This is a genomic window from Bradyrhizobium sp. UFLA05-89 (genome assembly GCF_059803475.1).
On the sequence record NZ_JBANBA010000036.1, the window covers coordinates 1 to 22,471 of the forward strand.

Annotated in this window: 26 protein-coding genes; 24 read left to right on the plus strand and 2 right to left on the minus strand. The window is 61.4% G+C overall.

Annotated elements, in window-relative coordinates:
• The first annotated feature begins 87 nt into the window (after positions 1-87).
• Entirely contained in the window at positions 88-408 is a 321-nt protein-coding gene (locus SO139_RS19960; protein WP_498540420.1) for a DUF736 domain-containing protein, read from the plus strand.
• Positions 409-510: 102 nt separating this feature from the next.
• Here SO139_RS19960 and SO139_RS19965 read toward each other — a convergent pair whose 3' ends face one another.
• Positions 511-759, minus strand: coding sequence for a helix-turn-helix domain-containing protein (locus tag SO139_RS19965; RefSeq protein WP_498540421.1), 249 nt, complete (start codon positions 757-759; stop codon positions 511-513).
• Positions 760-905: 146 nt separating this feature from the next.
• On the opposite strand from SO139_RS19965, the gene SO139_RS19970 reads away from it, so the two are divergent.
• The 23 genes from SO139_RS19970 (at position 906) to SO139_RS20080 (ending at position 21,386) form a co-directional block, all read left to right on the plus strand.
• A complete protein-coding gene (locus SO139_RS19970; RefSeq protein ID WP_498540422.1) occupies positions 906-1,178 on the plus strand; it encodes a DUF2285 domain-containing protein in 273 nt (90 codons plus the stop codon).
• 166 nt (positions 1,179-1,344) lie between these two features.
• Positions 1,345-1,539: a transcriptional regulator domain-containing protein gene (locus SO139_RS19975; RefSeq protein WP_092297058.1), complete on the plus strand. Its 195-nt coding sequence runs from the start codon at positions 1,345-1,347 to the stop codon at positions 1,537-1,539.
• Positions 1,540-1,675: 136 nt separating this feature from the next.
• Positions 1,676-2,116, plus strand: coding sequence for a DUF2285 domain-containing protein (locus SO139_RS19980; RefSeq protein WP_498540423.1), 441 nt, complete (start codon positions 1,676-1,678; stop codon positions 2,114-2,116).
• Positions 2,117-2,249: 133 nt separating this feature from the next.
• Positions 2,250-2,531, plus strand: coding sequence for a helix-turn-helix transcriptional regulator (locus tag SO139_RS19985; RefSeq protein ID WP_008561544.1), 282 nt, complete (start codon positions 2,250-2,252; stop codon positions 2,529-2,531).
• Between the two features lie 22 nt (positions 2,532-2,553).
• Entirely contained in the window at positions 2,554-3,435 is an 882-nt protein-coding gene (locus tag SO139_RS19990; RefSeq protein ID WP_498540424.1) for a replication initiator protein A, read from the plus strand.
• 289 nt (positions 3,436-3,724) lie between these two features.
• The gene (locus SO139_RS19995; protein ID WP_498540425.1) at positions 3,725-4,189 is read left to right on the plus strand and encodes a DUF2840 domain-containing protein; all 465 of its coding nucleotides are present in this window, start codon (positions 3,725-3,727) and stop codon (positions 4,187-4,189) included.
• Positions 4,186-4,698, plus strand: a complete 513-nt coding sequence (locus SO139_RS20000) for a S26 family signal peptidase (RefSeq protein ID WP_498540426.1) — start codon at positions 4,186-4,188, stop codon at positions 4,696-4,698. The genes SO139_RS19995 and SO139_RS20000 overlap by 4 nt, the downstream gene beginning before the upstream one ends.
• Entirely contained in the window at positions 4,695-5,531 is an 837-nt protein-coding gene (locus SO139_RS20005; protein WP_498540427.1) for a lytic transglycosylase domain-containing protein, read from the plus strand. Before SO139_RS20000 ends, SO139_RS20005 begins: the two co-directional genes overlap by 4 nt.
• A gap of 418 nt (positions 5,532-5,949) precedes the next feature.
• Positions 5,950-7,713, plus strand: a complete 1,764-nt coding sequence (locus SO139_RS20010) for a relaxase/mobilization nuclease domain-containing protein (protein ID WP_498540428.1) — start codon at positions 5,950-5,952, stop codon at positions 7,711-7,713.
• Positions 7,714-7,749: 36 nt separating this feature from the next.
• Positions 7,750-9,738 (plus strand): conjugal transfer protein TraG, encoded by a 1,989-nt coding sequence (locus SO139_RS20015; RefSeq protein WP_498540429.1) that lies wholly within the window; start codon positions 7,750-7,752, stop codon positions 9,736-9,738.
• A 5-nt stretch (positions 9,739-9,743) separates the two neighbouring features.
• Positions 9,744-10,172, plus strand: a complete 429-nt coding sequence (locus tag SO139_RS20020) for a CopG family transcriptional regulator (RefSeq protein ID WP_498540430.1) — start codon at positions 9,744-9,746, stop codon at positions 10,170-10,172.
• Between the two features lie 131 nt (positions 10,173-10,303).
• Positions 10,304-11,620 carry an MFS transporter gene (locus SO139_RS20025; RefSeq protein ID WP_498540431.1) on the plus strand — a complete coding sequence of 439 codons (1,317 nt, stop codon included), beginning with the start codon at positions 10,304-10,306 and terminating at the stop codon, positions 11,618-11,620.
• A gap of 226 nt (positions 11,621-11,846) precedes the next feature.
• Complete coding sequence (trbB, locus tag SO139_RS20030; RefSeq protein ID WP_498540489.1) at positions 11,847-12,761, plus strand: P-type conjugative transfer ATPase TrbB; 915 nt, start codon at positions 11,847-11,849, stop codon at positions 12,759-12,761.
• A 1-nt stretch (position 12,762) separates the two neighbouring features.
• Positions 12,763-13,089, plus strand: coding sequence for a TrbC/VirB2 family type IV secretion system protein (locus SO139_RS20035; protein ID WP_498540432.1), 327 nt, complete (start codon positions 12,763-12,765; stop codon positions 13,087-13,089).
• Entirely contained in the window at positions 13,089-13,352 is a 264-nt protein-coding gene (locus tag SO139_RS20040) for a VirB3 family type IV secretion system protein (protein WP_498540433.1), read from the plus strand. Before SO139_RS20035 ends, SO139_RS20040 begins: the two co-directional genes overlap by 1 nt.
• 10 nt (positions 13,353-13,362) lie before the next feature.
• Positions 13,363-15,804 carry a conjugal transfer protein TrbE gene (trbE, locus tag SO139_RS20045; protein WP_498540434.1) on the plus strand — a complete coding sequence of 814 codons (2,442 nt, stop codon included), beginning with the start codon at positions 13,363-13,365 and terminating at the stop codon, positions 15,802-15,804.
• Complete coding sequence (trbJ, locus tag SO139_RS20050) at positions 15,801-16,529, plus strand: P-type conjugative transfer protein TrbJ (protein ID WP_498540435.1); 729 nt, start codon at positions 15,801-15,803, stop codon at positions 16,527-16,529. Before trbE ends, trbJ begins: the two co-directional genes overlap by 4 nt.
• A 32-nt stretch (positions 16,530-16,561) precedes the next feature.
• On the plus strand, positions 16,562-16,897 hold the full coding sequence (gene trbK-alt, locus SO139_RS20055) for a putative entry exclusion protein TrbK-alt (RefSeq protein ID WP_498540490.1): 336 nt from the start codon (positions 16,562-16,564) through the stop codon (positions 16,895-16,897).
• Entirely contained in the window at positions 16,894-18,123 is a 1,230-nt protein-coding gene (gene trbL / locus SO139_RS20060; protein WP_498540436.1) for a P-type conjugative transfer protein TrbL, read from the plus strand. The genes trbK-alt and trbL overlap by 4 nt, the downstream gene beginning before the upstream one ends.
• A gap of 91 nt (positions 18,124-18,214) precedes the next feature.
• Complete coding sequence (gene trbF / locus SO139_RS20065) at positions 18,215-18,898, plus strand: conjugal transfer protein TrbF (protein WP_498540437.1); 684 nt, start codon at positions 18,215-18,217, stop codon at positions 18,896-18,898.
• Positions 18,895-19,929, plus strand: a complete 1,035-nt coding sequence (trbG, locus tag SO139_RS20070; protein WP_498540438.1) for a P-type conjugative transfer protein TrbG — start codon at positions 18,895-18,897, stop codon at positions 19,927-19,929. The genes trbF and trbG overlap by 4 nt, the downstream gene beginning before the upstream one ends.
• Positions 19,926-21,137, plus strand: coding sequence for a TraB/TrbI/VirB10 family type IV secretion system protein (locus SO139_RS20075; RefSeq protein WP_498540439.1), 1,212 nt, complete (start codon positions 19,926-19,928; stop codon positions 21,135-21,137). The genes trbG and SO139_RS20075 overlap by 4 nt, the downstream gene beginning before the upstream one ends.
• Before the next feature lie 3 nt (positions 21,138-21,140).
• Positions 21,141-21,386, plus strand: a complete 246-nt coding sequence (locus SO139_RS20080; protein ID WP_498540440.1) for a DUF2274 domain-containing protein — start codon at positions 21,141-21,143, stop codon at positions 21,384-21,386.
• Here SO139_RS20080 and SO139_RS20085 read toward each other — a convergent pair.
• The gene (locus tag SO139_RS20085) at positions 21,353-22,312 is read right to left on the minus strand and encodes a LysR family transcriptional regulator (protein WP_498540441.1); all 960 of its coding nucleotides are present in this window, start codon (positions 22,310-22,312) and stop codon (positions 21,353-21,355) included. The genes SO139_RS20080 and SO139_RS20085 overlap by 34 nt on opposite strands.
• Positions 22,313-22,471 lie beyond the last annotated feature (159 nt).

Consider the following 22,471-nt stretch of genomic DNA (forward strand, 5'->3'; position numbering starts at 1 on the left):
ACGTTGAGGGCAGGGTCTTCCACCCTGCGGGGGCATTGAATGCGCGTACCGGATCCCACCCAGTACTCCTGGCGCACGAGAAGTGACATGGCTAACATCGGTTCTTTCAAGAAGGTCGGTAACGAATTCCAGGGCGAGATCGTGACCCTGAGCCTGAAGGCCAAGGGCGTCCGCATTGTCGCCGAGACCAACCGGTCCAACGAAAACGCTCCCAGCCACCGCATCTATGTGGGTCGCGCGGAGATCGGCGCAGCCTGGTCGAAGCGTTCCGAGGAGGGCCGCGATTACCTCTCACTCAAGCTCGACGACCCCTCGTTCAACGCGCCGATCTACGCGAACCTGTTCGACGACGAAGGCGGTGAAGGCTACACCCTACTCTGGTCGCGGCCGCGCAAGACCAGCGAGTAAGAGCGCCCCACCAAGCCCCGTCCGATCCGCCGGGCGGGGCTTCTCATCCTTCCAGGCATAGTGAGCGCGAACCGGCCGCTGGACCGAGCGGCTCGACATCAATCACTCGGCCTGCCCCCGAGTCTTCTTCTTGGCGCTTGTGGAAGGGCGAGTGAGCAGGTCGGCGGCCTCGACACCCAGGCTACGCGCGAGCCGATCGACAACGTCGATACCCGCCGCATAAACGCTTCGCTCGAGTGCGCTGATATAAGTGCGGTCAATTTCAGCACGATGAGCCAATTCCTCCTGTGACAAACCACGGGCCTGCCGGAGCTTCCGCAAATTGATTGCAAGTATCTCGCGTATATCCATACGCGAGAGGGCATGTCCTTGAAGAGTATTTCACCACGGAGTATTCTCGACAAAACACCCTCCGGACGGCTCACGCGACAGTTTTAACGCTTCTGCTCCTTCCGGCCCGCGTGTTAGAAATTGTCTAATCTAAGGCGTGGAGTCTTATGAGGAAGCCGCCGCTCGACCCAGACGTCGCCGATGCTGCGCCTGCAGATCAAATTCTCACTGCCTACGATGAGCGGCATGTGGTGACCTACATGCGCCTTCTGCAGGCCGAAAGCGAAGGGGCTGACTGGATGGAAGTCGCTCGAATCGTGCTGCATATCGATCCGGTGCGGGAGCCGGACCGTGCGCGGAGCGCATATCAGAGTCACCTTGCTCGGGCCAAATGGTTGACCGAGCAGGGCCGCCTATTACGTGGCACTGGCTCCAAATAGAAGAAAATCACCGGCTGGCGACTCGCAGGCAGAACTATTTTCTTTTGCTAATCGGTGGTCATTCCGATGCACCACGTGGTGCCAAACTAGGGGCTTCCTACAACCGCTTCGTTCATACCTATTGCGCCGCAATCGTTGTTAGCTGCGTGCAAATGGGGCGGAAGCAATGCCTGAATTCGACTGGCGGTCGCCGGATTCCTACAAGAGCCTACAAGACGCGGAAGTCACCGACATCGCCTGGGAATGTCTCCGCCGCAACGCCGACTATCGGCGGGAGTACGAGGTGATGATTGCCAACAGTCCGAACGGCGAAGTGACTGACGAATTCAGGAGGAAATGGGGTATCTGCTTTCGCCCATGACCCGCAGAGGTCCTTCGACGAGCAGACGATCTTTTGGACGCCCGAGGTTTTAGCGGCGGTCGTTCCGGTCAAGGTTGCCCGGACCGCCGATCGCAGTTCAGCGTCTCAACCGCTGCTTGACCTTGCAGCAGGTCAGGTGCGGCGCGCCGCCGACGGCTGGCACGCCGTGCTGCGCATCGGTGCGGTAGATCACCGTGTCTGGTCCAAAGAGCCGCCGCTGCTCGGCGCGTCATATGCAGCCGACTTGCCGTTTGATGGCGATTTCGGTGCGCGTGCGTATGCCGCCCGCCGGCTGTGGCGCGCGATCAACGGACGCGCGCCGGGTCCTGCCTTTCACCAACTATCTAAACAGCGACGCGAACGCCTGAGCGCCGCGATCCGTGCGCTTGATGCTCGCAGCGCCGGCGGAAGTTATCGCGTTATCGCCGAAGCGCTGTTCGGCAAAAAGCGCATCCCCGATCGTTCCTGGAAGACCCATGATCTGCGCAATCGAGCGGTCCGCTTGGTGCAGGGCGGCCTCGCGTTGATGCGCGGTGGTTACCGCAAGCTTCTGCGGCCCGGGCGCAAGGACGAGTAGCGCAGTCCCCAAGGGGTGCCGAAAATCGCCCCCTCCATATTCGGCATCCCCCTCCGATATCGCGCTTCTCCATGATGACCGCACGCACGCCGACCTAGCCAGGCGTAGTGCGATGTCCTCCTGGAGTCCTCAAATGCCCGATCCGATGGCCGGCCTACCACCGCGATTCCTGCGTACACCGGAGGCCGCGCGCTATCTTGGCCTGTCGGGCCGCACACTCGAAAAGCATCGGACGTACGGCACAGGGCCGACGTACCGCAAGATCGGTGGTCGCGTCGTCTACGCCGTCGATGACCTGAAAGCGTGGGCCGACCGAGGCGCCAAGACGTCGACCTCCGACCCCGGGAAGGGGACCGTGCTGCCGGCCAAGAAGCATCCCGCGCTGCGCCCGTATGCGGGCCAGGAACGTCGCTGATTGCCGCGTGAGAGCAATGACCATGCGGCGCAAGCACCATTCGGAGCGCGAGCAGCTTGAGCTCTTTCGGGCACTGCCCGGAGATCTCGCGCCCCGCGACGCGCAGGATCTGATGGCATATCCGTTCTTCTCCCTCGCAAAGACCAAGCGGATCGTGCCGATCGATTTCCGCGCGGGTGCGATCGCAATTCGTGTCGAAGCCGTGCCGGAACACGGAATGGCAACCATCTGGGATGCAGACGTTCTGATCTGGGCCGCGTCCCAGATCGTCGAAGCCCGTGACGCAGGCTTGAAGACCTCACGCCTGATGGCGGCAACGCCATACGAGATTCTAACGTTCGTGGGCCGCGGCACCAGCGCACGCGACTATGACCGCCTGAAGGCTGGTCTCGACAGACTTCAGTCAACGACCGTGCTGACGTCGATCCGTCAGCCGACAGAACGACGGCGACACCGCTTCTCCTGGATCAACGAGTGGAAGGAGACATCCGATGCAAACGGACGTCCGTTCGGACTCGAGCTGATCCTTCCGGATTGGTTCTACGCGGGCGTAATCGACGATGCGCTCGTGCTGACGATCGACCGCGCCTATTTCGAGCTCACAGGCGGGCTTGAGCGCTGGCTTTACCGCCTCGTGCGCAAGCACGGCGGTCGGCAGGATGGCGGCTGGAGCTTTGACCTTGTGCATCTCCATGCCAAGTCCGGCATCCTCTCCCCGCTCAAGCACTTTGCTTACGACGTACGGCAGATCGTCCAGCGCCAGACATTGCCCGGCTACCAGCTCGTGCTCACGCGCGACCCGAACGGCATCGACCGGCTGAACTTCACGCCAACGCCTGTTGCTCCCTTAACGGCCCGCTTGCGCCGGCGCGGTCTCATTCCAAATTCGGAGGACAACCTGTGAATCAGCTCGTGCTATCGGGGACCGCAACCCTCGTGCTATCGGGGACCAGATCCTCGTGCTATCGGGGACCGGAATCGGACCTAAGGGCTTGTTTCTCCGCGCTTTCCAACTGCTCTAACTTTACTAACCAGAAATCCTTCGGATTTCTTCTAACGGAGCAGGCCGAAAGCCGCGTTGCCAGCGCTCGGCAACGGCGGTCCGACGGTCCAGCCCGCCTTTGCAGGCCATACACACTCTCCACCGAGCCCCAAGCTCGCGGCAGCCAGCTCCAGCGTCAGGGAGCCGCCGCATGAGCGATCTCACGGAAGTGGAAGTGTTGTGGCTCGAGAAGCGTATCGAAAATCGCGTTCGGTTCGGTCGTATCGTCGAGGAACGCAAGCTTGATCGTCACCGGCGTGTCCTGTCATTCGCGCCAGGCAGCGTCTTTGCTTTCGTCCGTTGGACGTCCAACGACTTTGGCACGATCATTTCGCGCATCGACATCTTGCGCGCGGTCGCGCCGGGACAGCGCTGCTCGACCGTGCCGTATGTGAAGCCCGGCGGGGAGATTTTACTGCGGCTGTCAGGTTGGCCGAAGGTCGAGCGTGTGCTGCAGATGATCGACGCCGTCGAGGCGCTCGGCATCGATCCGGTTGACGTCGCTCCTGATCATTGGCATCACGTTCACAACCGTCTGTCCGTCAACGAAAGCCCGCGCCCCTATACGAAAGCGCGCCATCAGGCCTGGCTTCATCGCCAAAAGGTGATGCGATGACGGGGCGCCTAACGATGCTGGTCGTGACGATTGGGGTCGCTGCTGCGCTCATCGCGACGATCGTCCTGGAGCCGCTTCCGTTTTACATCTGGAACGCATCCGCGAGCGTGCCGATCGGTCTCTACCGCCTCCGACCGGCGGACCAATTCCAAGTCACTGAATTGGTCGCCGTGCAGCCACCGGAGCCGCTCGCGACCTTCCTCGACCTTAACGGCTATTTGCCCATAGGCGTCCCCATGCTGAAGCGCGTGCTCGCCCTTCCCGGGCAGAGTGTTTGCAGGACCGGCCTCACGATTTCGGTCGACGACGTCGCGGTGGGCGAGGCGAAGGATCACGACGGACGAGGCAAGCCGCTGCCGAAATGGCAGGGCTGCCGCGTCGTCGGCGATGGCGAACTGTTTCTGATGAACTGGCAGTCGGACGATTCTCTTGATGGCCGGTATTTTGGATTTCTTCCGGCATCCAGCGTGATCGGCCGTGCGATGCCGGTGTGGACGTGGGAGGAGTGATCGTGCGTATTCGACGTGTTCTCCTCGCCATTCCCTTGTTCGATCGACTGCGGGATCGTTCCTCCGTCCCGATCAACGTCTGCATGGCCGGCGCGTGCGCAAAAGAGTGCTTGGCGCAGTTGGGCACGTATGTGTGTGCTGTCCTGCCCGCGCTGCTTCTTCTGGCCGCGTCCGACAGTGCTGCTTTTGACCAGAGCGCATCAGCCGGACGTCCGGCGATGAGTCAGACAGTTAAATCGTTTGAAGGCTTCATCAATGAAGCTTCACAACGCTTTGCGATTGCGCCGAACTGGATCCGGTCAGTCCAAAGCATCGAGAGTGCCGGTGACGTGCACGCCAGATCGCCTAAAGGCGCAATGGGCCTGATGCAGATCATGCCGGCAACCTGGGCGGAACTTCGCGAGCGCTACAATCTTGGGAACGACCCCTACGATCCCCACGACAACATTCTGGCCGGCGCCGCCTATCTGCGCGAACTGCTCGATCGGTATGGCTCGCCTGGCGTGTTTGCCGCGTACAACGCGGGACCATCTCGCTATGAAGAGCATCTCGCAGGCGGCTCTTTGCCTGACGAGACGCGCGCATACGTCGCAAAGCTTGCAAATCTCCTTGCCATCGAATTGCCGCCGAGGTGGGCGTCCAGCGGACAGTCAGCAGCAGCTGCCTCGCTATTCGTCACGCGATCCGATCTCATGAAAACGCGCGATCGGTTGCTGGCGCTTATGCCATTGAGCGGTGTCACGACCGAAATCTCGACGCCCGATGTTTCGCCCATGGTTCCCCGGCCAATTGGCATGTTCGTCCCTCGATCGGATTCGGGGGTATCGCAATGACCAAGTGTACCGGTTCGCAGGCCATGGCGTGCTTCATCGAGCAGGTGACACGTGCTGAGGGCGTATGGGCGATGCCTTCGGCCCGCGCTCTACTCGTCGCTTCGCTCCTCACCGAGCCACCCTTCGGGTGTCTCGGCCCTTCGGGTAACGATCGCTATCGCAAGCGCGCGGAAGCAGTGGGGGCTTCGCGAGTCAGCTGCCAGGTTGCGGCGACTCTTTCGGGATCCGGCGACTGGGAGACCACGACGGCAGGACGGCGAGATAAAAGGGGCTCGCCGGTCGAACCGCAAGCCATTGACATGGCTTGGGTTCCGGCGTGCCGGTCGGTCGGGGCGCGTGCCGCGCCCAAGGTTTTGGCCAGAAGATTCAACGATGTTTTCGGCACTAGAGACGCCGTCGCGGATTTCGAGGGCCGGCCATGACCGTCGGCGATAGCGATCTGCGTATTCGGCCCGGGCGCATTCGCGGCACCCGCGCGCCGAAGCCCAAGAGCTTCATCAACCAGGTGCTACGCGCCGCAAAGAAAGCCGGGCACACCTCGGGTCGGGCTGCGGCTGGCAGACGATCTGCGGCCTATGGGCGCTCGACGTTTGGCCGCGGCCGGCTCGCCTTTAGTCGCGCCCGGTTGTTCAGTCCCACACGCCGTGTCGTGGTGAAGGCGCGGGTTGTCCGACACAAGGGACGAACCTTTCGATCAGCACCGCTGACTGCCCATCTTTCATACCTGAAGCGCGATGGCGTCAGCCGGAGCGGCGAGAGAGCCGAGATGTTCGATGTCGGCAGCGACGGTGCAGACGGCACAGCTTTCGCGGAACGCTGCAAGGACGACCGCCACCACTTCCGGTTCATCGTCTCGCCCGAGGACGCCGGCGACTTGACTGACCTGAAGGCCTTCACCCGTGACCTGGCCAGGCAGATGGAGGCTGATCTCGGCACGAGGCTCGACTGGGTGGCCGTCGATCACTGGAACACGGACAACCCTCACGTCCATATTCTTGTTCGGGGAGTCGATGAGGAAGGGGCCGATCTTGTGATCTCCCGCGACTACATCAGTCGGGGCCTGCGCTCGCGCGCCGAGGAACTGGTCGCCATCGAACTGGGTCCAAAGTCGGAGCACGAGATCCGCAATTCGCTGGAGAAGGAAGTTACGGCAGAGCGATGGACACGGCTCGATCGGGAGATCCGGCTGGCAGCCGACGAAACGGGCTATGTCGATCTGCGCCCTGAAAATTCCGGCAGTTCCGATCCCGAGATTCGGCGTCTGAAGGTCGGTCGCCTTCAGCACCTCGAGAGGATGGGGCTTGCTGCATCCGCCGGACCCGGAGAATGGATGGTCGGGCTCGAGGCGGAGAGTAACTTGCGTGACCTCGGCATGCGTGGCGACATCATCAAGACCATGCACCGCGCCTTTACTGAGCGTGGAGAAGCGCGCGGCGTTGCCGACTACGTCATCGAAAGTGGACAACCGACGTCCCAGATCATCGGACGACTGGTCGATCGGGGATTGCATGATGAACTGACGGGCGAGGCCTACGCCCTGATCGACGGAACAGACGGACGCGCGCACCACGTTCGCTTTTGTGGGGTCGAGGCCTTCGAACAGGCGCCGCCGGTCGGCGGCATCGTCGAAGTCCGGCGCTTCGGCCAAACTGACGATCCGCGCCCCACCTTGGTGCTCGCGATCCGCTCCGATCTCGACCTCAACGGGCAGGTCACCGCAACAGGAGCGACCTGGCTCGACCACCGGCTGGTCGAACGCGACGCCTTGCCGCTTGCTATGGGCGGGTTCGGCCGCGAGACCCGCGATGCCATCGAAGCCCGTACCGAGCATCTGGTTCAGGAGGGCTTGGCACGGCGGCAGGGCCAGCGTGTCATCCTGCAGCGCGACCTCCTCCACACGTTGCGCCAACGCGAACTGGATGAGGTGGCAGCAAAAGTCTCGGCCAGTACCGGACTGCCTCAGATGACCGCAACCTCCGGGGAACACGTGGCCGGCACGTATCGCCAGCGGCTGACGCTCGCCTCGGGACGCTTTGCCATGATCGATAACGGGCTTGGGTTTCGGCTCGTGCCCTGGTCGCGCGAGCTCGAAAAGAAAATCGGCCAACACGTCACCGGCGTCGTGAAGGACGGCGGCGGCATCGAATGGGGCTTTGGTCGGAAGCGCGATCTGGGCCTCTAGCTATCTCGCCAACTCAGTCTCGGAAGGGCGCTTGGGATGTCCGGAACCAGAATCCTTTGGGGGCCGGCGATCGTTGTCGGCCTGATCGTTTTGCTCGCCATCTGGGGAGCAACTGAGTGGACCGCTTGGCGGCTGGCCTACCAACCCGAGCTCGGGCGGCCCTGGTTCGAACTGTCGGGCTTCAAGGTCTATTACCCCCCAGTCTTCTTCTGGTGGTGGTTCGTCTACGACGCCTATGCGCCACGGGTCTTTGTCGAGGGTGCTTTCATCGTGACGTCGGGCACCTTTGTTTCGATCGCGGCGGCGATAGGCATGTCGGTCTGGCGCGCGCGTGAAGCCAAGAAGGTCGCCACCTATGGGTCGGCCCGCTGGGCTGACGGGAAAGAGGTTCGAGCGGCCGGGCTTGTCGGTCCGGATGGTGTGGTGCTGGGCAAGCTCGACCGCGTCTACCTCCGGCATGACGGACCGGAGCATGTGTTGTGCTTTGCGCCTACCCGGTCCGGCAAAGGTGTCGGTCTCGTCGTTCCCTCGTTGCTGGCTTGGCCCGGCTCCGGGATCGTGCACGACATCAAGGGTGAGAACTGGCAACTGACCGCCGGCTTCCGCGCGCAGCATGGCCGCGTCCTGTTGTTCGACCCGACCAACCCAAAGTCCTCAGCCTACAATCCGCTCCTCGAAGTCCGACGCGGGGAATGGGAGGTTCGCGACGTCCAGAACGTCGCCGACGTCCTGGTCGACCCCGAAGGCTCGCTCGACAAGCGGAACCATTGGGAGAAGACCAGTCATTCGCTCCTGGTCGGCGCCATCCTCCACGTCCTCTATGCCGAGGCGGACAAGACTTTGGCCGGCGTGGCTGCCTTTCTGTCCGACCCGAAACAGCCGATTGAATCTACATTGAAGGCGATGATGACCACGCCGCACCTTGGCGAGCAGGGCGCTCATCCCGTGGTCGCCTCGACCGCGCGCGAGCTCCTCAACAAATCCGACAACGAACGTTCCGGCGTCCTATCCACGGCGATGTCGTTCCTGGGGCTCTACCGCGATCCCGTCGTGGCCCAGGTGACCCGCCGCTGCGACTGGCGGATCGCGGATTTGATCGCCGATGCCAACCCGACGACGCTTTACCTCGTGGTGCCGCCCTCTGATATCTCTCGGACCAAACCACTGATCCGCCTGGTGCTGAATCAGATCGGTCGTCGCCTGACCGAGGACTTGCACGCCCGCGACCGCCGGCATCGCATCCTGATGATGCTCGACGAGTTCCCGGCGCTGGGGCGGCTTGATTTCTTCGAGTCCGCGCTCGCCTTCATGGCGGGATACGGCATCAAGAGTTTCTTGATCGCGCAATCGCTCAATCAGATCGAGAAGGCCTATGGGCCCAACAATGCGATCCTCGACAATTGCCACGTCCGCGTCAGCTTCGCGACCAACGACGAGCGGACCGCCAAGCGTGTGTCCGACGCGTTGGGTACGGCGACCGAGATGAGGGCGATGAAGAACTATGCGGGGCACAGGTTGAACCCCTGGCTGGGGCATCTCATGGTGTCGCGCCAGGAGACGGCGAGGCCGCTTTTGACCCCTGGCGAGGTCATGCAGCTTCCGCCGATGGACGAGGTCGTGATGGTGGCGGGCACGCCGCCGATCCGGGCGAAAAAAGTGCGCTATTACGAGGATCGGCGATTCACGGAACGGGTCCTGCCGCCGCCCGATCCCTCGACCGCCGGTCGATCATCGCGAACGGATGGATGGTCGACACTTGCAACGCTGAGGCCGGCGTCCCTTCCGACCGATAGCAGGCAAGGAGAGGAAGACACGGCGAATAGCGGCCTCCGTCGCGAGCCCGAACTTCCCGATCATGTCGCGATCGCCAAGGAGACGACCGAACCGACGCCGGCAGAAGAATTTGCCGCCGTTCTTGACGACGACGAGGAGGATGCCGTCCGCCAGACTCGGCTTCTCCGCCAGCAGATGCGCGGCATCGCGCGTCAGGTCGCAATGGACCCGGATGACGGGATGGAGCTCTGAGACATATGCGCGACCGGATGAACGTGTATTTCCCGCCGGAGCTTCTGAAGCAGATATCGGATCTGGCCGATCGCAAGAAGCTTTCCCGGTCTGCGATCGTCGAAGCGGCTGTTGCTTCGTTTCTGTCACCGGATGGAGCGGACAGGCAGGAGGCAGCGTTCACCCGGCGCCTCGATCGGCTGTCGCGACAGATGCAGAGGCTGGAACGTGACGTTGGTTTGACGGCCGAGACCTTGGCCCTCTTCATTCGCTTCTGGCTGACGATCACGCCGCCGTTGCCCAACGACGCGCAGGCGGCCGCGCAGATAAAGGGCAGGGAGCGCTTCGAAGGGTTCGTCGAGGCGCTCGGGCGCCGATTGCAAAAGGGGCAGAGCTTTCTGCGCGAAATTCCAGAAGATATCCGCCGTCAGGAACCGGTCGGCGAAGCTGACTGAGTCCCAGGACAGGCTATCGCGCCGGACCCTTCTTTTCTTACGCCAACCTGCGACCGCAGCAATTTAGCCGAACTGACAGAAAGCTGGACGCGCTATCGGCCCGAACGAGCGGAGCGAGCAAAAGGGCCAGCATGCAAATTTCAACAGCATGGCGTCGAATTGCGCGCGTTTTTTTTCCTTTTGCCGCTGGATACTATCTCTCGTATCTATTTCGAACGATCAACGCTTTGATCGCCGGTCGTCTCAGTTCTGATATCGGGCTTGAGACCGCCGACCTCGGGCTGCTTACGTCAGTCTATTTCCTCGTTTTCGCGGCGGCACAGATCCCAGTCGGCATTTTGCTGGACCGCTTTGGTCCGCGTCGCGTCCAAAGTGCCCTGCTGGTGCTCGCCGCGGCGGGCGCCGGATTGTTCGCGGTATCGACCGGCTTCCTGTCGCTTTTGATCGCACGTGCAATGATCGGGCTTGGCGTGGCGGCGGCGTTGATGGCCGGACTGAAGTCCATCGTTCTATGGTTTCCCCGGGAACGAGTAGCCTTGCTGAACGGCTACATGATCATGCTGGGCTCACTAGGGGCGGTGACCGCCACGGCTCCCGTCGAACATCTACTTACCTGGATGGACTGGCGGCAACTCTTTGAAATCCTGGCGGCGGCGACCGGTGCCACGGCCATCCTCATCTATGTCGTGGTTCCTGAACGGGTGATTGTCCCATCGACAGCGTCAGGCCCCACCACCCTTGGCTCCGTTGTCGGCGACAGGCGCTTCTGGCGTATTGCCCCGTTGTCCGCGACTTGCGTTGGATCGGCCTGGTCCCTGCAGGGATTGTGGGCATCGCCCTGGCTGATGGATGTAGAGAGCCTTGATCGAGCGGGTCTTGTCGGACAGCTATTCATTATGTCGATCGTACTTAGCTGCGGCGCTTGGTTATTCGGTACGACTGTCCATTGCTTCAGACGAAGAGGACTCGGGGCGGAGACGATATTAGCGATAGTTGCGCTCCTGTTCATCGGAGCCCAACTTGCGTTGATCCTGCGCGTGCCTTTGCCGTCCATCTTGCCGTGGTCCGTTGTAGCAATTGTTGGAACGGCAACCGTGGTCAGCTTCGCGGTCATCGCTGATTATTATCCGCCAGAACTTGCCGGGCGCGCCAACGGAGCCTTGAACGTTCTGCACTTCGGTTGGGCATTTTTGGCCCAATACGCGACAGGTGTGGTCCTGGAGCAGTGGTCCACAGAGGATGGTCATAGATCGATTGTGGCCTATCAAGTCGCGTTCGGTCTCAACGTCGCGCTTCAGATCGCGGCGTTGGCCTGGTTCGCGCTACCCTGGCTCCAATCCCTCACTTCGCGAATGGCTTCTGTTCCTTCCATCATGCCGGTCGGTGCTTTCGGCTCGGTCGAAGCAGGCATCTTCTGCGAGCAAACCGATGACGATGCGGAGTGGTGAACTGCGGCTGCAACGAGCCAATACGGTTGAGTTGGCATCAAATAGCAGTTAGCAGGCTTTCCTTTTCTACGCTGATCTACGATCGCCGAAAGCACTCGTTGCCTTTGATCGTTTGGTGCCTTTTCTAATCATCCCATCTGAGGACGCCTTTGGACGTTCTCATTCGGTGGGGACCGCGGTGACAATCCATTCCATTCAAGCGGAGGCGAATTCGCGCGGGGCGCGGATGCTGCGTAGTGCGCTCGGCGCGGCGATTGCCGGTTACCTCGAAGATGAAACAATCATCGAGGTGATGCTCAACCCAGATGGGCGGTTGTGGATCGACCGGTTGTCAAATGGCCTGATCGACACGGGTGAAACTCTGTCGGCGGCGGATGGCGAGCGCATTGTGCGTCTGGTGGCGCATCACGTTGGCGCGGAGGTGCACGCCGGCTCGCCACGGGTCTCGGCCGAATTGCCTGGCACCGGGGAGCGCTTCGAGGGTCTCTTGCCTCCGGTCGTCGCTGCACCGGCGTTCGCCATCCGCAAGCCCGCGGTCGCTGTGTTTACGCTCGATGACTACGTCGCCAAGGAGATCATGACCTCGGCGCAGGCCAAGATCCTGAAGAACGCGGTTGCTGCACGGAAGAACATCCTTGTCGCCGGTGGGACATCGACCGGCAAGACCACCTTGACGAATGCGCTTTTGGCCGAGGTGGCAAAGACCTCCGATCGGGTCGTGCTGATCGAAGATACCCGCGAACTTCAGTGCAAGGCGCCCAATCTTGTCGCGCTACGGACCAAGGACGGCGTGGCCACGCTGTCGGACCTCGTTCGGTCCTCGCTGCGGCTGCGACCTGATCGCATCCCTGTTGGCGAGGTCCGCGGTGCGGAAGCGTTGGACTTGCTCAAGGCCTGGGGCACCGGTCACCCCGGCGGCATCGGGACCATTCATGCGGGCACAACGCTCGGCGCACTGCGGCGGCTCGAACAACTCATCCAGGAAGCCGTCATCACGGTGCCGCGCGCCCTGATCGCCGAGACCATCAACCTGGTCGCCGTTCTTGCGGGTCGCGGCGTCGATCGCCGCCTCGCCGAACTCACCACCGTCTCGGGCCTTGGGGCCGCCGGCGACTACAGCCTTTCATCAGCAGGAGACTGACATGCGTCAGCAATTTCGCTTTCTTTGGCAATCCGCGACCCTGGTCGCCTCCGGGTCAGTTCTATTGATGTCGGCGCCGGCCTGGGCGGCCGGCTCGAACATGCCATGGGAGCAGCCACTCAATCAGATTTTGCAGTCGGTCGAAGGGCCGGTCGCCAAGATCATCGCCGTCATCATCATCGTCGTGACCGGGCTGACACTCGCGTTCGGGGATTCGTCCGGTGGCTTCCGCAGGCTGATCCAGATCGTGTTCGGTCTGTCGATCGCGTTTGCCGCCTCGAGCTTCTTCCTGTCGTTCTTCTCCTTCGGCGGCGGTGTGGTGATCTGATGGATGAGCCGGTCGCAGGTTTTGTCGTGCCCGTTCACCGTGCACTCACCGAACCAATCCTGATGGGCGGGGCACCCCGGTCAGTCGCGATCGTAAACGGCACGCTTGCGGCTGCCCTTGGACTTGGACTGCGACTCTGGATCGCGGGTCTCGTCCTCTTGTTCATCGGCCACATGGCCGCCGTCTGGGCCGCCAAGCGCGATCCCGCCTTTGTCGATGTAGTGCGCCGACATCTGCGCATTCCCGGCCATCTTAACTCTTGAGCTCTCTATCATGATGAACCTTGCCGAATATCGCCATTCCAACGCGCGTCTCGCCGACTTTCTGCCTTGGGCAGCCCTGGTCGACGAGGGCATCATCCTAAACAAGGATGGCTCGTTCCAACGGACAGCAAAATTCCGAGGCCCCGACCTCGATAGCGCTGTGCCGGCCGAACTTGTCGCCGTCGCCGGTCGTTTGAACAACGCCTTGCGCCGGCTGGGATCCGGCTGGGCCGTGTTCGTTGAGGCGCAGCGTCACTCTGCGGGTGCCTACCCGCCGAACAACTTTCCGGATGTCGCGTCAGCGCTGGTCGATGCCGAACGAAAAGCTCAATTTGAGGAGGCGGGCGCCCACTATGAGTCGAGCTATTTCCTGACGTTCCTTTATCTGCCGCCGGAGGAGGGGGCCGCCAAGGCGGAGCGATTGCTCTATGAGGGACGGGATCGCACCGTTGGAGCCGATGCGCGCGAGGTGCTCCGCGGGTTTGTCGATCAAACCAATCGCGTGCTGCAGCTTGTTGAAGGGTTTATGCCCGAATGCGCTTGGCTCGATGACCAGGACACACTGACCTACCTGCACTCGACGATCTCGACCAAGCGTCATCGCGTTCGGGTGCCCGAAATTCCCATATACATCGATGCGCTGTTGGCCGACCAGCCGCTGACCGGCGGTCTCGAGCCGATGCTCGGTTCAGCCAACGTTCGGGTTCTGACCATCGTCGGCTTTCCGGGCGCGACGACGCCGGGGATTCTGGACGACCTGAACCGGCTGGCATTTGCCTATCGCTGGTCGACCCGCGCGATCATGCTCGACAAGACCGACGCCACCAAGCTGCTCACCAAGATTCGCCGGCAGTGGTTCGCAAAGAGAAAATCCATCGGGGCCATTCTCAAGGAGGTCATGACCAACGAGGCCTCGACGCTGCTCGATACCGATGCCCACAACAAGGCGATGGACGCCGACGCCGCGCTTCAGGAATTAGGGTCGGATCAGATCGGACAAGCCTTTGTCACGGCAACCATCACCGTCTGGGACCGCGATCCCAATGCTGCCGATGAAAAGCTCCGTCTGGTCGAGAAGGTCATTCAGGGCCGCGATTTCACGTGCATGATTGAGACGGTGAACGCAGTTGAAGCCTGGCTCGGCAGTCTGCCCGGGCACGTCTACGCCAACGTGCGGCAGCCACCGGTTTCGACCCTCAACCTCGCCCACATGATCCCGATGTCGGCTGTATGGGCGGGCGAGGCGAGGGATCAGCATTTCAAAGGTCCGCCTCTTCTGTTCGGCAAGACCGAGGGTTCGACGCCGTTCCGATTCTCGCTCCACGTTGGGGACGTCGGCCATACCTTGGTGGTGGGACCGACCGGCGCCGGCAAATCGGTGCTGCTTGCGCTGATGGCGTTGCAGTTCCGCCGGTACCCGAATGCTCAGGTCTTTGCGTTCGATTTTGGCGGCTCGATCCGAGCGGCCTCACTCGCGATGGGCGGTGATTGGCATGATCTCGGCGGCGCATTGTCCGACGGAGGCGACCAACCCGTTGCGTTGCAGCCACTGGCCTGGATCGATGACCCGTCCGAGCGGGGATGGGCGACGGAATGGATCGGCGCGATCCTAGCGCGGGAAAAGATCGAGATCACTCCGGACGTCAAGGATCATCTGTGGTCGGCGTTGACGTCTCTTGCCTCGGCGCCGATGCAGGAACGCACCCTGACGGGCCTGTCGGTCCTGCTGCAATCGAACGCCCTGAAACGTGCTTTACAACCCTATTGCTTGGGTGGCCCCTCCGGGCGCCTGCTTGATGCCGAATTCGAACGCCTGGGTGAGGGCTCGGTCCAAGCATTCGAGACCGAAGGGTTGATCGGAACGAGCGTGGCCCCGGCCGTGTTGGCCTACCTCTTCCATCGTATTGGAGACCGCCTCGACGGCCGGCCGACGCTCCTGATTGTCGATGAAGGCTGGCTTGCCCTCGACGACGAGGATTTTGCCGGACAACTCCGGGAATGGCTGAAGACGCTTCGGAAGAAAAACGCCTCTGTTATCTTCGCCACCCAGTCGCTCTCGGACATCGATGGCTCCGCCATCGCGCCGGCGATCATCGAAAGCTGCCCAACACGCCTATTGTTGCCGAACGAGCGGGCGATCGAGCCGCAGATCACCGCGATCTATCGCCGCTTCGGCCTCAATGACCGCCAGATCGAGCTGCTGAGCCGGGCAACGCCGAAGCGCGATTACTACTGCCAGTCCCGCCGGGGCAACCGGATGTTCGAACTCGGCCTTGGCGAGGTTGCGCTCGCATTCACCGCAGCCTCTTCCAAGACAGACCAAGCTGCCATCGCACAGCTTCTCGCCGAGCATGGACCTAACGGCTTCGTGCCGGCCTGGCTCCAGCACCGTGGTGTTGCCTGGGCCACCGACCTGATCCCCAATCTCGGCAATCTGGAGAAATCGCAATGAGGCGTCTTGGCCTATTGATAGGTGCCGGCACCGTCGCGCTGGTGCTCGGCGTTACGGTGCCCGCGCGAGCGTTGATCGTCTTTGATCCCAACAACTACGTTCAGAACGTCCTGACCGCCGCGCGGGAACTCCAGCAGATCAACAATCAGATCACCTCGTTGCAGAACGAGGCGCAGATGCTGATCAATCAGGCGAAGAACTTGGCAAGCCTGCCGTATTCGTCGCTGCAGCAACTGCAATCGTCGATCCAGCGGACCCAGCAATTGCTGGCTCAGGCCCAGCGGATCGCCTACGACGTCCAACAGATCGATCGCGCGTTCTCGACCAGCTATGCGCCGGTCACCGGCAGCCAGTCGAGCCAGTTGTTGGTCACCAACGCTCAGTCGCGGTGGCAGAATTCTGTCGCGGCGTTGCAGGATTCACTCCGTGTCCAAGCCGGAGTCGTCGGCAACCTCGACACCAACCGCATCCAGACGTCAGCGCTTGTAACATCAAGTCAAGGCGCCAGTGGCGCCTTGCAGGCAACCCAAGCCGGCAATCAGATTCTGGCGCTTCAAGCGCAACAACTCGCCGATCTCACGGCTGCCGTGGCGGCGCAGGGCAGGGCACAGAGCCTCGAAGCGGCGCAGCGCGCCTCGGCCCAGGACCAGGGGCGAGAACAGCTTAGGCGCTTCCTGACCCCCGGACAGGGCTATCAGTCCCAAGATGTGCGGATGTTCCACTGATGACCGATGTAAGGGCGTTCAAGGCGTTGTCGATGCTTACGACAATCGGCGTATTCGCCATCGCTGCCTGCACGAGTCAGCTTCGTGGTGGAGAGGAGTCTCCGCCACCGAAGGCAGAGCAGACGATAGGTGCAACGAGCTCAGACCTCGCACGCTGCCGCAGCGTCACTTCGGAGGACACGGCAGGCTATCAACATTGTAAGCGGGTTTGGGACGAACACCGGCGTCACTTCCTTGGCAAGAAAGACGGTGCTGCAACTCCCGGCCACGATGGGTCGGCCGGCAGCTTGCCGCCCGCCCCAAAGGATCAAAGCCGGATCCCGCAGGGATATCCGCCACTGGCGACACCTGAGGCGAGCAAGCCATGACTGGTACGGGGATCATCGACCAGTTCCTGGAAACGTTCACGCGTTATATCGATAATGGCTTCGGGCTGCTGGGTAGCGATATTGGATATCTCGCAACGACCCTTGCGGCGATCGACATCACACTCGCCGCGTTGTTCTGGAGTTGGGGAACCGACGACGACATCATCGCGCGCCTCGTCAAGAAGACGCTCTTCGTCGGCGTCTTTGCTTACCTCATCGGCAACTGGAACAGCCTGGCGCGCATCGTCTTTGAAAGCTTTGCCGGGCTTGGGTTGAAAGCGTCTGGTGCAAGCCTCTCCGCGTCAGATTTCCTGCGACCGGGAAAGATCGCTCAGATCGGGCTCGATGCCGGCCGGCCATTGCTCGACTCGATCTCGAACCTGATGGGCTACATCAGTTTCTTCGAGAATTTCGTCCAGATCGTCGTCCTCTTGTTCGCCTGGGTCGTGGTGCTGCTCGCCTTCTTCATTCTGGCGATCCAGCTCTTCGTCACCCTGATCGAGTTCAAGCTCACGACGCTGGCTGGCTTCGTGCTCATTCCCTTTGGCTTGTTTGGCAAGACTGCCTTCGCGGCAGAGCGGGTGTTGGGCAACGTCATATCTTCTGGAATCAAGGTCTTGGTCCTGGCCGTCATCGTCGGCATTGGATCGACCCTGTTCTCGCAGTTCACCGCTGGCTTCGCTGGCGGTCAGCCGACCATTGAAGACGCGATGACGCTGGTGCTCGCGGCGCTTTCGTTATTGGGCCTCGGTATCTTCGGTCCTGGTATCGCAAACGGCCTGGTGTCCGGCGGACCGCAACTCGGCGCAGGCGCCGCGATTGGCACGGGGCTTGCTGCCGGAGGTGTTGTTGCGGCCGGTGCAGGTCTCGCTGCTGGCGGTGCTGGTCTCGCTGGTAGCGCAATTGCGGGCGCCGCGCGTGGCGGCAGCGCCGTCTTGAGCGGAGCGGCTGCCGCCTATCGAAGTGGCGGCCTTGCCGGCGTTGCAGAGGCTGGTGGTTCCGTTGTGATGAGCCCCTTACGCCGCGCCGGGGCTGCCCTCAGCGGAAGTGGGCAAGCTGGCGAGCAGGCCCCAAACACTTCGGCAGAAGGGCAGCCCGATTGGGCTCGGCGCATGAAGCGTGCCCAGACCATTCGGCATGGCGCGTCGGCAGCCGGACAGGCGGTCCGCTCAGGCGATCACGGTGGCAGCGGCTCTTCCGTCGATCTGTCTGAAGGAGAGCGCTGATCCAGCCGAGCTAGCACTCGCCGCGAGCGGCGCCACCTCAAATGCGGGCACCGCACAAAAACCGATCACTTCATCTCAGGGGCAACTATAGATGTTCAAACGACCTTCCGTTCACTACGGGCGCATGCCCGAGCCGACCACGCCTTATCAAAAAGCAGCGCAGGTTTGGGACGAGCGCATTGGTTCGGCGCGCGTACAAGCCAAGAACTGGCGCTTGATGGCGTTCGGCTGCTTGATGCTATCCGCCAGTCTCGCCGGCGGCCTTGTCTGGCATTCGAGCCAAGGATCGATCACGCCCTGGGTGGTTGAAGTCGATCATCTCGGCCAGGCCCAGAGGGTCGCGCCGGCCAACTTCGACTATCAACCCACAGACGCGCAGATCGCCTATCACTTGGCCCGCTTCATCGAGGACGTCAGAGGTCTCCCGACCGATGGCATCGTTCTGCGCCAAAACTGGCTCCGGGCCTACGATTTTACGACCGATCGCGGGGCAGCGGCCCTCAACGACTATGCGCGCAACAATGACCCCTTCGCAAAGCTGGGCAAGGCACAAATCTCCGTCGATGTCTCGAGCGTCATTCGGGCTTCTTCAGAAAGCTTTCGGGTCGCGTGGACCCAGCGCAGCTACGACAACGGTTCGTTGAGCTCGACCGAGCGATGGACCGCGATTCTCACGGTAGTGAACGAGACGCCGCGTGATGCCGAACGCCTGCGCAAGAATCCCCTTGGTGTCTATGTCCGCGCCATCAACTGGTCAAAGGAGTTGAGTCAGTGACCAAAACGCCTTCTGTGGTTCATTTCAAGGGTCCCAGCTCGCACAACAGTCTCAATTCGACACGGTCCGAGTTCGTGACCGCGAAGCGAGTATTTCTATCCGCCCTTCTGCTTTGTTCGTCGGCGCTCGGTGGGTGCGCGACCTATATTCCGCCGGAGATTAGCTATGACGCGCAAGTCCCTCCGCTGCAGGCGCCTCCAGCGCCTCTCGACGACAGATCACGACCACTTCACGTTCCACCGCTCTGGAAACCGGCTCTTGGCGGAAAGTCGGGAGGGAAGGAAGAGCCTGAACCTGTGGGCCGGGTTGAGACGGCAAACAGCGCAGCGCGCGTCGAACCGCGCAAGCGGGGGTACTTCAATGCAGCGCAAATCTACGCTTACAGTCCAGGCGCGCTCTATCAGATTTACGCGGCGCCGGGCCAGATCACGGATATTGCGCTCGAGGAAGGAGAGCAACTGACGGGATCGGGACCTATCGCGGCCGGTGACACAGTGCGGTGGGTCGTTGGCGATACCGAGAGCGGGAGCGGTGACACGCGCCGCGTCCATATCCTGGTCAAGCCGACCCGGGCATCGATCGAGACCAATCTTGTCGTCAATACCGATCGGCGCACATACCTGATCGAGCTCCGCTCGCGCGAGCGGCCATATATGCCGTCCGTTGCATGGTATTATCCAGAAACCGTTCGCGAACAAGTGCGTTCGGTCGCTCTGAAACCCATTCTTCCGGATCCGGCGGAGCGTATTTTTCGCTACGCCATCGAAGGAGACACCCCACCTTGGCGGCCGCTTGCCGCATACGACGATGGTCGCAAGGTCTATGTCGAATTCCCGCAAGGCATCGTGCAGGGCGAGATGCCTCCGCTCTTCGTCATTGGTCCAGACGGCAAAACCGAACTCGTCAACTATCGCGCTTACGGCAACGTATTGATTGTCGATCGGCTTTTTGCTGCCGCCGAACTGCGACTTGGCGGCGAGCACCAGCAGAAGGTCCGTATTGTCAGGACCGACGGGAGGCCGTCGTCATGAACACTCGGAATGTGAACGATCACGAGCAAGCAGTTCCGCCACAAACACAAGGGAAGCAGTCCGAAAGCTTCCGCTTGAGAGCAGAGCATCCGCGCGTGACGCGGTTGTCGCGGAAGGTCTTGGCGGGCGGGAGCGCGGTTGCCCTGCTTGTCATCGGCGGAGCGGTGCTGTGGTCGCTACAGAACAATCGCTCCCGCAATCAAGCGGCCGATGAGCTTTACAGTACCGACCACCACAATGTTGCCGACGGTATTACGACGCTGCCGAAGGACTATGCTGGCGTTCCGCGCCAGTCAATTCCGCAGCTTGGTCCACCGCTCCCCGGGGACCTCGGTCGACCCATCCTTGCAGCTCAGGGCCAGTCGCCGACGATCGGCGCTGATCCAGACCAGCAGCGCCGGGATCAAGAGACCGAAGCAGCCCGCACCAGTCATCTGTTCGCTTCGACCAACGGACGAGAAGTGCGTCCGTCCGCCGCTGCAGCTGTTGGAAGCGAGCGCGTTGTGCCGGCGAGCGCAACAAGCATCGGCGACGATGGATCTGCGCAGAATGGTCAGGACCGCAAGCTTGCCTTCGTCAACGCGTCTGTGGACCGTCGCACGCTTAGCCCTGACCGCATCACGAGGCCGGCTTCACCGTATGTCGTGCAGGCCGGGACGGTTTTTTCGGGAGCCCTGATAACCGGGATCCGATCGGACCTTCCGGGCCAAATCACTGCGCAGGTCACCGAGAATGTCTTTGACACGCCTACCGGCCGCTTTCTCCTTGTGCCGCAAGGAGCGCGTCTGATCGGCATGTACGACAGCCAGGTCACTTTCGGTCAGTCCCGCGTCCTGCTCGTCTGGACCCGGCTGATCATGCCGAATGGACGTTCTATCGTTCTCGAGCGGCAGCCCGGCGCTGACACCGCTGGCTATGCAGGTCTCGAAGACCAGGTCGACAACCACTGGAGTGAACTCTTCAAGGCTGCGGCACTATCGACGTTTTTGGCGGTCGGGACCGAACTAGGGGCTGGCTCGGATACCAATAGCAACGACAGCGCCATCATCCAGGCATTGCGGCACGGCGCCTCGGATTCACTCAACCAGACCGGGCAGCAGGTAGTTCGGCGTAGCCTCAATATTCAGCCCACTTTGACTGTCCGACCCGGCTTCCCGGTTCGCGTTGTCGTCAATCGTGACCTCATACTTGTGCCTTACGGAGGGTAGGGGATGACAAAGCTTAGAATAGGAACGCTGCCCGACGACAAGCCGGTCAAGGTAACCACTGAGCTTCCAGCATCAGTCCATCGGGATCTCGTCGCCTATGCAGATGCTGTGACACGCGAAAGCGGGCAGAGTATCGATCCGGCAAAGCTGATCGCGCCCATGCTGGCGCGCTTCATGGCCACGGACCGCGGATTTGCAAGGGCGAGACGAACCAATCAATCCCCAAGAGCCGGCGAAGGTGACGGATAGCGTTCTGCCAACAGATTGAGGAAACGCTTCAGAGCCGGATTTTCATTGTCGTCGCGCCAATGCGCATGGAAATCCACCCGGCTTGGCCCCGTTCCGTCTTGCAACTCCCGGTACACCAGGCCAGCGAAACTTGCGCCAATATCCGATTCCATCACCAGACTGAGCCCCATGCCCATACTCGTCAGACTTTTGATGATGCCGCGGCTTACATCGTGTCGCTCTACCTTGGGGCGATCGTCTGGTAGAACGAGCTTCGAAATCAAGAGATCCTCAAACTCACGTCCTGGATCATACTCACTTAGAAGGATCGTTTCGTTGCGCAAATCGGTCCAATAGATGATCTGGCGGGCCGCCAGGCGGTGGTCCTGAGGTAGCGAGATCAGGATTCGTTCGCTCCATAGCAGCAGTGATCTGGTGTCTTTTGAAGGCAAACGTCCAGGGCTAACGACAACGTCGACGGTTCCGTTACGCAGGGCAGTCATCAGACGGAAACGAGAGCGCTCCATTGTCGCCAATTCGAGTTTCGGGAGCTGCTTCTTGAGCTCACCTATCGTCGCTCGCAAATTTCCGGTGGACATGGATGTAAAGAAGCCGATGATGAGATGGCCAGTATCGCCGCGACCACTGGACCTTCCTTTGTCAACGAGCATGTCAACTTGTTCTAGGATCAACCGCGCAATTCGCAAAACCGCGCGGCCAGCGCTGGTCGGCTTAATTCCTCCGCTTGAGCGATCAAATAAAGATGTCCCAACTAAATGCTCAAGTTGGCCAATAGAACGACTTAGTGCCGTGTGTTTGATGGAAAGCACTTCTGCGGCTCGTCGAAAACTTCCGTAGTCAGCGGCGACCACGGCTAGCCGAAGCTGTTGCAAATCGATGGCCCTTGATGCATGCCGTCGATCGCTTCTGTTGTCTGTCTCGGTCATGTTCAAAGCTCTCTAGAGAACTACGGCGTGTCCGCTCCAGACGGGGAGCGGGTAGCCAAAGCTCCATTGCTTCGGCGGCGATCTACAGAGTTGTTGAGTTTCTCGATCGACTCGGCAGCAGGCTGCGGCGATGATAGCCGAAACGCTGCACGTCCATGC

Bases quoted from the DNA above. Each gene is read 5' to 3' on its own strand.
- SO139_RS19960 (WP_498540420.1), top strand. From the start codon at position 88: ATGGCTAACATCGGTTCTTTCAAGAAGGTCGGTAACGAATTCCAGGGC.
- SO139_RS19965 (WP_498540421.1), bottom strand. From the start codon at position 759: ATGGATATACGCGAGATACTTGCAATCAATTTGCGGAAGCTCCGGCAG.
- SO139_RS19970 (WP_498540422.1), top strand. From the start codon at position 906: ATGAGGAAGCCGCCGCTCGACCCAGACGTCGCCGATGCTGCGCCTGCA.
- SO139_RS19975 (WP_092297058.1), top strand. From the start codon at position 1,345: ATGCCTGAATTCGACTGGCGGTCGCCGGATTCCTACAAGAGCCTACAA.
- SO139_RS19985 (WP_008561544.1), top strand. From the start codon at position 2,250: ATGCCCGATCCGATGGCCGGCCTACCACCGCGATTCCTGCGTACACCG.
- SO139_RS19990 (WP_498540424.1), top strand. From the start codon at position 2,554: ATGCGGCGCAAGCACCATTCGGAGCGCGAGCAGCTTGAGCTCTTTCGG.
- SO139_RS19995 (WP_498540425.1), top strand. From the start codon at position 3,725: ATGAGCGATCTCACGGAAGTGGAAGTGTTGTGGCTCGAGAAGCGTATC.
- SO139_RS20000 (WP_498540426.1), top strand. From the start codon at position 4,186: ATGACGGGGCGCCTAACGATGCTGGTCGTGACGATTGGGGTCGCTGCT.
- SO139_RS20010 (WP_498540428.1), top strand. From the start codon at position 5,950: ATGACCGTCGGCGATAGCGATCTGCGTATTCGGCCCGGGCGCATTCGC.
- SO139_RS20015 (WP_498540429.1), top strand. From the start codon at position 7,750: ATGTCCGGAACCAGAATCCTTTGGGGGCCGGCGATCGTTGTCGGCCTG.
- SO139_RS20020 (WP_498540430.1), top strand. From the start codon at position 9,744: ATGCGCGACCGGATGAACGTGTATTTCCCGCCGGAGCTTCTGAAGCAG.
- SO139_RS20025 (WP_498540431.1), top strand. From the start codon at position 10,304: ATGCAAATTTCAACAGCATGGCGTCGAATTGCGCGCGTTTTTTTTCCT.
- trbB (WP_498540489.1), top strand. From the start codon at position 11,847: ATGCTGCGTAGTGCGCTCGGCGCGGCGATTGCCGGTTACCTCGAAGAT.
- SO139_RS20035 (WP_498540432.1), top strand. From the start codon at position 12,763: ATGCGTCAGCAATTTCGCTTTCTTTGGCAATCCGCGACCCTGGTCGCC.
- SO139_RS20040 (WP_498540433.1), top strand. From the start codon at position 13,089: ATGGATGAGCCGGTCGCAGGTTTTGTCGTGCCCGTTCACCGTGCACTC.
- trbE (WP_498540434.1), top strand. From the start codon at position 13,363: ATGATGAACCTTGCCGAATATCGCCATTCCAACGCGCGTCTCGCCGAC.
- trbJ (WP_498540435.1), top strand. From the start codon at position 15,801: ATGAGGCGTCTTGGCCTATTGATAGGTGCCGGCACCGTCGCGCTGGTG.
- trbK-alt (WP_498540490.1), top strand. From the start codon at position 16,562: ATGCTTACGACAATCGGCGTATTCGCCATCGCTGCCTGCACGAGTCAG.
- trbL (WP_498540436.1), top strand. From the start codon at position 16,894: ATGACTGGTACGGGGATCATCGACCAGTTCCTGGAAACGTTCACGCGT.
- trbF (WP_498540437.1), top strand. From the start codon at position 18,215: ATGTTCAAACGACCTTCCGTTCACTACGGGCGCATGCCCGAGCCGACC.
- SO139_RS20075 (WP_498540439.1), top strand. From the start codon at position 19,926: ATGAACACTCGGAATGTGAACGATCACGAGCAAGCAGTTCCGCCACAA.
- SO139_RS20080 (WP_498540440.1), top strand. From the start codon at position 21,141: ATGACAAAGCTTAGAATAGGAACGCTGCCCGACGACAAGCCGGTCAAG.
- SO139_RS20085 (WP_498540441.1), bottom strand. From the start codon at position 22,312: ATGACCGAGACAGACAACAGAAGCGATCGACGGCATGCATCAAGGGCC.